Origin of the sequence: Hungatella effluvii (assembly GCF_003201875.1) — a bacterium.
GTDB classification, from domain to species: domain Bacteria; phylum Bacillota; class Clostridia; order Lachnospirales; family Lachnospiraceae; genus Hungatella; species Hungatella effluvii.
Window position 1 is genome coordinate 1 of record NZ_QJKD01000019.1, and the last position, 12209, is coordinate 12209.

9 protein-coding genes are annotated in these 12209 nt (G+C 49.5%); 4 read left to right on the plus strand and 5 right to left on the minus strand.

The window, feature by feature from the left end; all coding sequences use genetic code 11:
- Positions 1 to 343: 343 nt before the first annotated feature.
- The gene (locus DFR60_RS25245) at positions 344 to 1216 is read left to right on the plus strand and encodes a 3-isopropylmalate dehydrogenase (protein ID WP_110325496.1); all 873 of its coding nucleotides are present in this window, start codon (positions 344 to 346) and stop codon (positions 1214 to 1216) included.
- 48 nt (positions 1217 to 1264) lie between these two features.
- On the opposite strand, the gene DFR60_RS25250 is transcribed toward DFR60_RS25245, so the two are convergent.
- Positions 1265 to 4342, minus strand: coding sequence for a glycoside hydrolase family 2 TIM barrel-domain containing protein (locus tag DFR60_RS25250; RefSeq protein WP_110325498.1), 3078 nt, complete (start codon positions 4340 to 4342; stop codon positions 1265 to 1267).
- A 144-nt stretch (positions 4343 to 4486) separates the two neighbouring features.
- Here DFR60_RS25250 and DFR60_RS25255 point away from each other — a divergent pair, with 144 nt between their 5' ends.
- Entirely contained in the window at positions 4487 to 5338 is an 852-nt protein-coding gene (locus tag DFR60_RS25255; RefSeq protein ID WP_025529180.1) for an AraC family transcriptional regulator, read from the plus strand.
- 150 nt (positions 5339 to 5488) lie between these two features.
- Here the strand turns inward: DFR60_RS25255 and DFR60_RS25260 are convergent, their stop codons facing one another.
- The 3 genes from DFR60_RS25260 to DFR60_RS25270 form a co-directional block, all read right to left on the minus strand.
- Positions 5489 to 7354, minus strand: a complete 1866-nt coding sequence (locus DFR60_RS25260) for an aryl-sulfate sulfotransferase (RefSeq protein WP_110325500.1) — start codon at positions 7352 to 7354, stop codon at positions 5489 to 5491.
- A 116-nt stretch (positions 7355 to 7470) separates the two neighbouring features.
- On the minus strand, positions 7471 to 7866 hold the full coding sequence (locus DFR60_RS25265) for a nucleoside 2-deoxyribosyltransferase (RefSeq protein WP_110325502.1): 396 nt from the start codon (positions 7864 to 7866) through the stop codon (positions 7471 to 7473).
- Between the two features lie 27 nt (positions 7867 to 7893).
- A complete protein-coding gene (locus tag DFR60_RS25270; RefSeq protein ID WP_110325504.1) occupies positions 7894 to 8574 on the minus strand; it encodes a Crp/Fnr family transcriptional regulator in 681 nt (226 codons plus the stop codon).
- A 175-nt stretch (positions 8575 to 8749) separates the two neighbouring features.
- Here DFR60_RS25270 and DFR60_RS25275 point away from each other — a divergent pair, with 175 nt between their 5' ends.
- Entirely contained in the window at positions 8750 to 10213 is a 1464-nt protein-coding gene (locus DFR60_RS25275; RefSeq protein WP_110325506.1) for an SLC13 family permease, read from the plus strand.
- A 97-nt stretch (positions 10214 to 10310) separates the two neighbouring features.
- On the opposite strand, the gene DFR60_RS25280 is transcribed toward DFR60_RS25275, so the two are convergent.
- Positions 10311 to 10670 (minus strand): helix-turn-helix domain-containing protein, encoded by a 360-nt coding sequence (locus tag DFR60_RS25280; protein WP_110325508.1) that lies wholly within the window; start codon positions 10668 to 10670, stop codon positions 10311 to 10313.
- A gap of 210 nt (positions 10671 to 10880) precedes the next feature.
- Between DFR60_RS25280 and DFR60_RS25285 the strand changes: the two genes are divergently transcribed.
- Complete coding sequence (locus tag DFR60_RS25285; protein WP_110325510.1) at positions 10881 to 12206, plus strand: DEAD/DEAH box helicase; 1326 nt, start codon at positions 10881 to 10883, stop codon at positions 12204 to 12206.
- Positions 12207 to 12209: the final 3 nt, after the last annotated feature.

Consider the following 12209-nt stretch of genomic DNA (forward strand, 5'->3'; position numbering starts at 1 on the left):
CATTCGTATAGGATTTGGTAATGTAAAAGGATTCTGAGTTTTTTGATCTGGATGTAGTAACCCGCATAAATAATCACCTCAACACCATTATAGCATATATCACTAAATATTACTATATAATAAAACTAAAAAGTTGACAAAAAAATAAGCCTACAATAAGGCTTTGCAGCACTTTTAGATTGATTGATGTGTCAAACGCCCGCGTCAGGGCCAGTTCGGCCATAATTTTCCATCACTGATTTTGGATACACCGCAAACAAAATATCTGACTCAAAGGGGGAATGTCTGTGAATGCCTGTTGATACCTGACGCATTTTTGATTATAATAACAGGAGAGGAATCGATGAAGAAAAAAGCTTTACAGTGGCATCCTGCTTTCCAGGCCGCCTTACAGATTGAGTTTATGGTTGAGCCCTGCCAGCTGGAATTTCTGAAAGAATTCAATCTGACCGAAAAACCGCTTCAGATTGATACCCTTGTGATCAAACCGGAGCCGGATAAAATTCTTTCTAAAAGTATTGGTCATATTTTCCGGAAGTACAATATTATTGAATATAAGAATCCGGAAGATTATTTCAGCATCAACGATTACTTCAGGGTAACAGGGTACACCTGCATTTATCAGTCCAACACGGAAAAAGAACGGGAAATTCCTCCAGAGGAGCTTACCATCTCACTGGCTGTCAGCCACTATCCCAGGAAGCTGGCCGCATTTTTAAAGGATCTCTATCATGCGGACATCTTTCAAAAATATCCTGGAATCTACTATGTGACGGGACTCATGTTCCCGCTGCAGATTCTGATTCTCCCCAGGCTTTCCAGAGAAGAGTTCACCTGGCTGAGCCGTCTTCGGACGAACCTGAGCCTTCAGGAGGACATCGAACCGCTTGCCAAAGCCTATGCAGGGAAAGAAAAGAACCCGCTCTACGAGGCGGCCATGGATTTCATTGTACGTGCAAACTGGAAAAAATATAAGGAGGGACGCGACATGTGTAACGCATTGGAAGAATTATTTGCAGACAAACTGGAGGAACGGGAAAAGCGCGGCGTGGAACAGGGTATGGAAAGGGGCATAGAACAGGGCATCCGTGCATTCATCCTGGACCATATAGAAGAAGGCACACCCCAAAACATAATCCTTCAGAAGCTGGAAAAATGTTTTTCCCTTTCGCCGGAGCAGGCAGAGGGATACTTCTGCCGTTTCCGGGAATGCTGATTTGAAAAGAATGCCGATACGGTCTGGGACCGTACCGGCATTCACATTTTACTCCGCTTTCACCTCCGGAATCAAGCTGATTCCAAAGGAAAACTCTTCTTCAGCCAACCGATACTTTTCAATCAGTCTCGGTCCGCAGCTGTTGGAACCGATGCCATTCATCCGGTAATCGAGACACAGCACCGTATAAGGCGAACGGACCAGTTCGTAATTATGGTCTTTTTCCGTCAGTTCCTCCTGGGTATACATGGAAGCGTTAAAGGAGAAGGTCTTATCTCCCGCTGCCGTCAAACCGGCTCTCCGGCCAGCCAGCGATACGAAATCGCAGTCATCGTGGCTTCCGTTTTCCTGCGGACGGATATAGTCCTCATGAAGCTCTGTCACATGAGCCGTAAATGTCCCGTGGCTGGACGCCCTTCTCTTGTCACAGTAACTCTCCACCGGCCCCAGTCCGTAGTAGGTGACGTCCTCCATGTCCTTCGGCAGGAATAAGCGGAGGCCAAATCTCGGAAGCTCCGGCAGCTCGGTGTCGCGCTTTACGTTTAAGTTCACATCCACTCTTCCGTCTGCTCCGATCAGCCACTCTGCCTCCATATTTAAAATCCTCTGGATAACCGGTGAGAGGATCGCAAGTACCGAATGGATACGCACGCCTTCCGCTGTGACAGAGTAATCCGTCTGATACGCCCTCGAATACGTGATATCGTAATGGGCCTTCTGCCATTTCAGTTTGATGTAGCGGTCATTATCCGTAGGCGCCCGCCATATGTTGTATTCCACAGGCCGTTCCAGGAGGCGGCACTGGTTGACATTCATCTCTTCCAGAACGCCGGTCAGTTTATTGTAAACGTGAGCAAAATTCGGTCCAGACACAAAGAGACGGCGGTCGTCTTCTTTTATCGTGAACGAGCTGGACTGATTCCTGTCCGCACACGCCTTGCCGCACCGTTCCAGCATGCGCAGGACGGTCTGGTTTCTTCCGTCTTCGTTCTTCAGCAGAATTTCATCGAATCCCAGCTCTGTCCCGGCCTCCGTCAGTCTCGTGCTCTCTCTGCGGATATAGCGGAGCTTTAAGAAACATTTTCCCGCTTCCGGCACTTGAAAGTCCAGGCGGACGGCTGCTTCCCTGTGAGGCAGAATATCCGGCATTGCAGCCCCCTCCAGCACGCCGTCTGCGATGCACGCTCCATCACACGTCACTTCCCATGCAACAGACGCATACTCCTTTAAATTGGTAAAATCCAGATAGTTATGGATTACGGCTTCCCGTGTCTCCTGACAGAAGGAAACGACTCTCGCCGGGCGGTTCACATTTTTCAGTTCCTTAAGACCCGTATGAGGCGTTCTGTCCGGATAGACCAGTCCATCCATACAGAAATTACTGTCGTGAGGATATTCTTTATGGTCTCCGCCGTAGAGATACATCGGGCGTCCCTCCAGGGTTCTTCCCTGGTAAATTCCGTGATCGCACCACTCCCATACAAATCCGCCGCAGAGGCCGTCATACTGCTCGATCACTTCGAAATAATCCTCGAGGTCTCCAGGCCCGTTGCCCATGGCATGGCAGTATTCGCACATGACGAACGGCTTCTTCGGATTCTCCGCAAAATACGTGTGAATGTCCTCCAGAGGCGGATACATCCGGCTGTATAAGTCAATGTTGGAAAAATCGTACGTTTTTTTGCTGTCTCTGTAGCGGGCGCTCTCATAGTGAGTCAGTCTCGTGGAATCAAATGCTTTCGTCCATGCTAAAGCAGCCTCAAAGGTGCAGCCGTAGGCGCATTCATTTCCCATGGACCAGATGAGGACACAGGGGCGGTTCTTATCGCGTTCCACCAGACGTTTTGCCCGGTCCACCGTAGCCTCTGTAAATGCAGGGTTATCGGAAATCGCGTGGTTCCAGCGCTCTCTCCATCCGGCCTCGTGGTCCTCTTCCATGTAAATATCGTTGGTTCCGTGGCTCTCATTATCCGCCTCGTCGATCACATAGAAGCCAAGCTCGTCGCAGAGCTGGTAAAACTGCGGGGCGTTAGGGTAATGGCTGGTGCGGATCGCGTTGACGTTATGCTGCTTCATCACCTGGAAATCCTTCTTCATCTGATCCAGGCTGATCACAAAGCCGGTGACCGGATCGCTGTCGTGGCGGTTTACACCGCGGAACTTGATCTTCGTTCCATTGACCAGTACGACGCCGTCCTTTACTTCGATCTCCCGGATTCCAAGGCGGTCTGTGATGACCTCCTTGCCGCACTCGTATACCACCGTGTAAAGATAAGGCTGTTCCGCATTCCACAGAACCGGACGCTCTACCGTAAGGGATAATCCAGCTTCTCCCGGTACACCTTCCGCCGACGCGGCCAGATTTCCTTCCTGATCGTATACCGAGCATTTGACTGGCATCTTCTGATCGAAGAAGGAAAATGTCACATCGATCTGCGCCTGCTGCTCACCAATCTGCGTTTTCAGGAAGTAATCAAAGATGCCCTGTTCCGGCCTCTTTAACAGATAGACATCCCGGAAAATACCGCTCATGCGGAATTTGTCCTGGTCCTCTAAATAGCTTCCGTCACACCATTTTAAGACGAGAACCGCAAGCTTATTTTCGCCTGCCCGGATATAAGGAGTTACATCAAATTCGCTGGTAGAGTGGGACACCTGGCTGTAGCCCACATAGCTTCCGTTCAGCCATACGTAGTAACAGGAATCCACGCCTTCAAAATTCAAAAACGCCTTCGGCGCCGCCCCGCCCGGCTCATAGACAAAATGATGGATATATGCTCCGCATGGATTTTCCTCGGGAACGTAAGGCGGGTCCATGGGGAACGGGTATCTCGTGTTCGTATACTGATGACCGTCAAAACCGTAATTCTGCCAGCAGCCCGGCACCGGAATCTCTTCGAAGCCCTCTTCCCCGTATCCTTCCTGGTAAAATTCATCCTTTAAATCGTAAATACTGTCAAAATACCGGAAACCCCACATTCCGTTCAACAGCTGAAAGCGTCCGGAATGCTCCCTGTTTTCCACCAGATCGTCAAACCGTTCTTCCGCCGGAATGTAATAGGATCGGTTTGCCACCGTATTCTCATGCAGCACATGCAGATTTTCGTAATGTCTCGGTATTATCATGGATTTTCAATCCTCCTCTTTCATTCTTTCCTTTATTATAAAATAGCGGGCTGAAAAATCCATATCCTTCGTTAGACAAAACATGCACAAAATGATACAATCATAGAATAGAAGGTATTGCAGACCTGAAAGGAGAATCAAGCCATGTATACGAATACGGGATATCTGGACATATCCGACGCGGAACTGGAAGATAATACGATCCCCCTGCGGATCAACTGCTGCGGAGTCTACCGCCTGCTGACCCGCGTCTCCATGACCACCATCAGGGCCACAGGCCGGCCCGATTACCAGCTTCTCTATATCGCCTCAGGCAAAGCCGAATTTGTCTTAAACGGTGAGGCAGTCACCATTCCCGCCGGGAGCATGGTTTTATACGGGCCGGGAGAATATCAGCAGTATACGTATCTCCTGGAGGACAGGCCGGAGGTCTTCTGGGTCCATTTCACGGGATATGAGGCGGCGGGGCTTCTCTCCAGCACCGGCCTGAGTCTGGAAGGCCGCCGCATTCTGCGCACCGGATGTGTCTCCCGCTACCAGGAGCTCTTTCTCTCCATGATCCGGGAGCTGCAGCTGCCGCGCCCCTTAAGCGGTGATTTCTCCTCGCTGTATTTTAAACAGCTTCTTCTGACCGTACAGCGCCAGATCGCAGAGGGCGGAAAGAATAAACCGCAGATCCAAAAAGAAATGGAGCACGCGGTCCAGTTCTTTCATGAAAATTTTTCTGCGGACATCGATATTTCCAATTACGCGGCCAGCCTTCATATGAGTACCTGCTGGTTTATCCGGAGCTTTAAGCAGTACGTGGGCGTGCCGCCCTGTAAATATCTGACTTCCATCCGGATTAATAAGGCGAAGGAGCTCTTAGAAAGCACCGACTGCCCGGTCAGCGAGATCGGTTCCATCATCGGCTACGAAAATCCGCTGTATTTCAGCAGAATATTTAAAAAACAGACAGGACTTTCACCGGCTGCTTACCGGAAAGTCCTGCCATAACAGAGCCGCATCAGGGAAAGCTCCCCGTTATAGGGTACGGGGAAGCGGATGCGGCCTCCTCAGTCTTTTCCCTGACATCTTTATGATTTTATGACGCGCCCTGAAGCGCGGCGGAAAATATTTTCAAACACGCTCCCGGGCAAAACAGCTTTAGCACTCTATGGATACTCCGCACGGATACTTGGTATCGTCGATCACAACAAAAACTTCGTACGTTCCCTTCATTCCCGCCTTGTTCACATTGGTCTTCGTCACACGCTCATCGGACTCCAGGAACGTTCCGCAGCACATGGCCTTGTGGGAAACCGCTGTGGTGGAAATATAGTAACGGTGTTTCTCTTCGCCCTGCTCCAGCATGAGCATAACCAGCTGGCCCTTCTCGAATTTTGCATGGAAGGTGAAACGGTCGTCCTCATCCTCGATTCTCGCCTCATAGCGGTCCGGAATCAGTTCGCTGCTTACCGGAGCCGGGATATCTGTGTCAAATTCCTTCGTGATGCCCATTTCGCCCAGCACGGAGCCCTCGCCCAGCTCTAAATTGCCCTGGTCCGCATACAGCTTCATCTTCTCAGCTCTGTAGTAATTGCCCTTGGTATGCAGCTCCAGCATCTTCCTGTCGTCGCAGAGCTCCACGGTTGTAGCGAAGAGCGTGCCGCCCATGTTCTGCTCCAGCGCGCCCAGGGACTCGGATATCTCGCCGTCCTTATTGTAGGCGCTTCCTCCGGAATGAACCATGTAATGGCCTTCATTATAGTATTCTACGTTGCAGATATAGGGGGAGAAGAACCTGGCGCCGCGGTCTTTTCCGTACTGCCAGATCTGCTCGATCGTCATATCCTTCGTATTAATCCTGTAACGCACGCCTCGGGAATAATTATTCTTCGCCGCGCGGTAGTTCTCCTTTATCTTGGATCCCCAGTGGTGGTTGTCAAAGCACATGACATCGCCGTCCGGGGTGATCAGGCACGCGTGCTGCTCATACTGCCACTCGAAGTCGGTTCCTACAGGCTTGAAGAAATAGCGGTCCACCCACTCCTGCGGCCATCCTTCCGGATCGGACAGGATCCAGTTAAGCTTTCCGGTCTCAAAATCGATGTTGACGATGGAATCCATATGTCTTCCGGAAAATGTCAGGCTGTGGCTCTTCTCATCGTACCACACCGCGTTGTTGTGGAACCAGTCCTTCTCCGACCAGCTGCCGCTCTTTCCCAGTCCGGGCTCCAGGAAATTCTTATAATCCCAGGTCTTTAAAATATCACCCGTTTCCCTGTCAATCAGCACGCACATATCTTCCACGGTACCCGATGTCAGATCCTCGGTCAGGCAGAGAAGGCTGCCGTCCGGCATCTCAAACGCATCATGGTGAGAGCCGCCAGGCAGACGGTACTCGTGGTAAATCTTGCCGCAGGCACTGGTCTCATACATGCCGGACATATAATACGGCATCTGCACGAGACGGTCCGTACCCATGAGAATATGGCCGTTTTTCAGCCGTTTCATATCGAATACGCATTTGATGTTCAGGCACCATCTGATATCTCCCGCATAATCAACAGCCACCGCCAGCTCCGCCCCCGACGGAGATAAGAAAATGCAGTCGTCCTGTAAGTATTCCGGCGTCGTATCCATGGACTCAACTGGTGAATTTCCTTCAAATACATCCGGCACCTCGATCTCTACCGTATGTACTTTTCCACGGTATTCCCGCACCTCCACCCGGTTTACGTGTCCGGAATAAAGGCCTACCACCGGCAGGACATGCTCTTTCGCCCTTGGAAATGTATGTGTGATATTGCCTTCCTTTGCTTTTCCAAATACAGTCACTGTAACGGCGGTCTCTTCCTCTGTGTAAAAGGAGATTACCGCGGAAAGCGGATTAATCAGATAGAGATTGTACGATACCAGCGGATTGTCAATGGTATACGCTCCGGAACGGAGTTCCTTTAACATTGCTTCCTCCGCTCTGGCCTGTTTTTTAATCATGTGTTCTTCAAATGAGTATACTGCACCTGCCATAAATTTTCTTCTCCTTCTTCCGGCGCCTGCCGGTTTTTCGTTTGACAAAAGTATAACACACGGGGAGAAGGCAGGAAATTAGCCTTGACTATATTCTGGAAATTTTTTCTGTCCTCTTACTGTAACTTTAACACCTCTTCCGCAATTTCCTGCGTATTTCCAATGAACTGTTTTACTTGCGGGAGCCAATAAAATGTTGATGTATTCTTATCGCACTTGAAATACGTATCGTCATGATGACACAGGTAAATTATTTTGTTCAGCGCGATTGCCATACCCAGTTCTATATGAGTTCCTCTGCCCTGGGGAGTTAAAATTATCACAACATCCGACTGCCTGATCCCCTCATATTCCTTTTCCCCGACAGACATCAGTGTCTCCGCGTCGTTTTCTTTCACCGGGCAGTACAATGCCCAGTCGAAGGTATGCTCCCATCCGGCATTTCTCAGCAGGCGTGAAAGGTCACGCACCTGTTCATAGTTAACAAGACTTGAAGCGATGTAGAATTTCATATATCCCCTCCCGTTGTATAATTACTGTTATATAAGAGCTTTTAAGCGGGCCTCGTCGATGATAAGGATGCGGCCTTTTTCTTTTTTGATGATGCCGGCTTTTTTCAGGGCGGAGGAGAGTTTGGAGACGGTGACCGGATGCATGCCCAAGTATTTGGCGATCTCAGCGTAGGTGAAGCCGTGGGGAACCGCACGGTACTGGCCCTCGCGGCTGCTGAAGGCGAGAAACCATTTATAGAGACGCTTCGAGGCGCATTCCTCCTGGGTATCATGGAATTTGCGGACCAGGGTGACGTAGTTGCAGGTCACAGCCTCCATGATGTAAGAGAGAAAACAGGAGTCTTCTTCCAGCAGAATCTCGAAGGTTCTCTCATCCAGACGGTAGAAGACACAGTCTGTCTTTGTGTCGATGCCGAACGGGATCTTTTCCTGTAAGCAGTCGTCTCCCGACAGCGTATGCTCTTCTCCGCGGATTTTTCTGTAGTGGCGCATCAGGGCCGGAGCAAAGCCAAGGAGATGGTCGTGGGGGAAATAGATGAAGTCTTTTTCTTCTCCATCCATGGTCAGGGAGGTCAGACTGGCAATTCCTTCCACCAGGTAATAAATATAAGAGTCGGACAGCCTGGGATTACAGATCGATGTCTCCCTCTTTACTTCAATTCTCATACCGTAACGCTCAAAGTATTGTTTTACTCCGTTTTGATCCATTTCACCGAAGTCCTCCCGTCAAATTGTCGCTTTTATCTCTGATTACTTCCTAATTATATCTTTTTACAAATATTGGAATAAAAATATAACCAAGACTATATTTTACTCTTTGTTAATATATTATCATATTTCTATGATATTTAAAACAGCAAAGAAAAACAATAGGGGGTTCACTATGGCACAAACGAAAAAAAAGGATTTCTACTCCATTCATCTGGTAATCGGAATTGGTATTATGCTGCTGTTCCGTTACCTTCCGCTGCAGCTTCCCTGTATCACGCCAATCGGCATGGAAATTCTGGGTATTTTTATCGGTACGCTGTATTTATGGACGACTTCCGACCCGATTATCTCCAGTATCCTCTCTATCTTTTTAGTGGGACTTTCCGGATACAGCACCATGAACGAGGTGCTGACCGCAACCTTTGGCAACCCGATTCTCGTTCAGGTTCTCTTTCTGCTGACAGCGATCAACTGTCTCATCGAGAACAACTTAACGGAATACTGCGGACGATTTTTCCTGACCAGGAAGATCTGCCTCGGCCGTCCCTGGGTGCTGGCATTCTTCATCATGCTTGGCTCCATGCTCATGGGCGCGTTTATGGGCGGCTTTACCCCGATCTTCTTATTCTGCCCCATCCTCTATGATATTTTTGAAACAGTAGGCCTCAAGAAGCATGACAAGTTCCCGACCATCATGCTGATTCTCGTCACCGTTGCGACCCTGCTGGGCTTCCCTATCCCGCCGTTCATGGGAAATGGCCTCGCCCTCATCAGCAACTACGCTTCCGTCACCGGCAACATGGGAACCGTAATCGAGATCAATAACGCCGGCTACCTGCTTACCGGCCTGATCCATGCGACCGTCTGTATCGTGGTTCTGGTACTGTTCTGTAAGTTTGTACTGAGACCAGATACCAGCAAGCTGAAAGAATTAAAGATGGAAACATTAAATAAGAACCCGCTTCCGCCAATGAGCCTGCGCCAGAAATTCATTGCAATTTCTTTCACCGTGTTCATTCTGATCCTTTTAATTCCCAGCGTACTGCCAACGCACCCGGTCGGACGCTTCGTAAAAGCCAATACATACGGCATCGCCGCCTTCTATGTGTTCCTGCTGTGCGCGATCCGGATCTCCAAAAAGCCGCTGATGGATTTCTCCAGCACCATGAAGAGATTTTCCTGGAGTACCTATTTCCTCATCGCTTCCGCGATCCTGCTGGGAAATGCACTGACCAACGAGAGTACAGGCGTGTCCGCATTCTTAAACACCGTACTGATGCCGGTACTTCAGAACGTCCCGGCCTCCGCATTTGCCGTAATCATCATGATTCTTACCGTGATCTTAACGAACGTGTGCAACAGCTTCGTAATCGGCCTCTTAATGCAGCCGGTTATCGCAACCTTCTGCATGGCGACAGGAATGAACTCCGCTCCGGTGGTGTCCATGATGATTTTGTTCGTGCTCTCCTCCGCGGCCATAACACCGGCAGCCTCCCCGTTTGCCGCACTGCTTTTCGGCAACAAGGACTGGCTGAAATCCGGAGAAATATACAAATATACGACCATCTTTGTGGTGATCGAACTGGCTATCGTGCTGCTGATCAGTATGCCGGTTGCTAACCTGCTGATTCATTAAACATGAAAGGTCTGCAGACTGCCGTTGTAAAAAGAAAAGACTTGAAGCGCTGACTGATACAGCCTTCAAGTCTTTTTTTATCCCTGTTAAGTTCCGCTCACTTTTCCTGCCGTTTTGCATCCATCCTGGTTTCATAATTGATCATGGTCTCTACCACAGTCAGAATACGGTCCTGGGCAGTGATGGAAAGATCGCCTATTTTTTCATCGATATATTTGAATCTCTCCTCCCGCTCTTTCCTGTGTTCGCTGGGTTCAATTCCCAGAAGCCAGTCAGCGGAAACATCCAGCACGTTGATCAGTTTGGTAAAGGTTTGGATACTGGGTTTCTTCCTGTCGCCCTCCAGCGCGACGATAAAGTTATAGGACAGCCCCAGCACCTCCGCCAAAGCCTCCTGCGTATAGTGCAGTTCTTCCCTTCGTTCCTGTACTCTCCCCCCAAATGTAGCCTTCTTCATACAGTATCCTATCCTTTCAGTATCATAAAAATTACTAAAAGTATATCCATTATCCCGCCGCCAAAACAGAGACCACAAGTATCTATACTATTACTTCCAGTATCATAATTTTATTATTTTTCTAACTATGTCTGGTATTTTTCATAAATCTGTGGTAGCATAAGGCGTTCACCATTAACAACCATAGAAGAAAAGGAAAACTACAAATACATGACTTTTAAAGACTTACAACTATCTCCGCTGCTGTTAAAGGCGCTGGAAGAAAAGGGTTATATAACACCATCTCCTATTCAGCAGCAGGCAATTCCCTATGCGCTGGCCGGACGGGATGTATTGGGCTGCGCCCAGACAGGCACAGGAAAGACCGCCGCATTTGCCTTACCAATTATACAAAACCTGATGAAACCGTCGGATAAAAAACATTCCAAAAAAGTGATCCGCTCTCTGATTCTCACCCCGACCCGGGAGCTGGCCCTGCAGATTGCGGAAAATTTAAATGAGTACGGTTCCCATACCCAGGTGAGGAGCGCCGTCATCTTCGGCGGAGTCTCCGCAAATCCTCAGATCAAAGAGCTGCGGCGCGGTATCGATATCCTGGTTGCCACCCCAGGACGGTTAAATGATTTAATCGGCCAGGGAGAGATAAGCCTGTCTCATGTGGAAATCTTCGTTTTGGATGAGGCGGACCGCATGCTGGACATGGGCTTTATCCATGATGTAAAGAAGATCCTTGCTCTGCTCCCCGCCCAAAAACAGACGCTGTTCTTTTCGGCAACCATGCCCGCTGAGATTCAGGCGCTGACCGAAAAGCTATTGAAAAATCCAGCCCGGGTGGAGGTGACTCCGGTCTCATCCACCGTGGATATCATAGACGGCTCTCTCTACTATGTGGATAAAGAGAATAAGCGCGCGCTGTTAGTCCACCTGCTGAAGCGTGAGGCCATCACCTCTACCCTGGTCTTTACCCGCACCAAGCACGGCGCCGACCGGGTAGCCAAATTTCTGACGAAAAACAAAGTAAGCGCCGCCGCGATTCACGGTGACAAATCCCAGGGCGCGCGTCAGAAAGCGCTGGGTCAGTTTAAATCCGGGGAAATCCAGGTGCTGGTAGCCACCGATATTGCAGCCAGAGGCATTGACATCGAGGAGCTTTCCTGTGTAATCAACTATGATCTTCCAAACGTTCCGGAAACCTATGTCCATCGAATCGGCAGGACCGGACGGGCCGGTCTCGGAGGACGGGCCATCTCCTTCAGCGATATCGAAGAAAAAGAATATGTGAAGGATATTGAAAAGCTCATTGGAAAGACGATTCCTGTCGTGGAAAACCACCCGTTCCCCATGTCCGTATTCATCGTTCCTCCGAAAGAGACAAAACCGCGGCCAGTAAAGAGTGCGCGCAAAACTGATGGAAAACGCCCGGCAAAACCATCGGCTAAGCCATCGGCCAAGCCATCAGCTAAACCATCGGCCAAGCCACAGCAGCGCGCCTTTCAAAAGCCATCGCCCGGCCGCAGGATAACCAAAGTGAAATAAGTA

Coding starts and splice junctions, on each gene's coding strand:
- DFR60_RS25245 (WP_110325496.1), top strand. CDS start 344: ATGAAGAAAAAAGCTTTACAGTGGCATCCTGCTTTCCAGGCCGCCTTA.
- DFR60_RS25250 (WP_110325498.1), bottom strand. CDS start 4,342: ATGATAATACCGAGACATTACGAAAATCTGCATGTGCTGCATGAGAAT.
- DFR60_RS25255 (WP_025529180.1), top strand. CDS start 4,487: ATGTATACGAATACGGGATATCTGGACATATCCGACGCGGAACTGGAA.
- DFR60_RS25260 (WP_110325500.1), bottom strand. CDS start 7,354: ATGGCAGGTGCAGTATACTCATTTGAAGAACACATGATTAAAAAACAG.
- DFR60_RS25265 (WP_110325502.1), bottom strand. CDS start 7,866: ATGAAATTCTACATCGCTTCAAGTCTTGTTAACTATGAACAGGTGCGT.
- DFR60_RS25270 (WP_110325504.1), bottom strand. CDS start 8,574: ATGGATCAAAACGGAGTAAAACAATACTTTGAGCGTTACGGTATGAGA.
- DFR60_RS25275 (WP_110325506.1), top strand. CDS start 8,750: ATGGCACAAACGAAAAAAAAGGATTTCTACTCCATTCATCTGGTAATC.
- DFR60_RS25280 (WP_110325508.1), bottom strand. CDS start 10,670: ATGAAGAAGGCTACATTTGGGGGGAGAGTACAGGAACGAAGGGAAGAA.
- DFR60_RS25285 (WP_110325510.1), top strand. CDS start 10,881: ATGACTTTTAAAGACTTACAACTATCTCCGCTGCTGTTAAAGGCGCTG.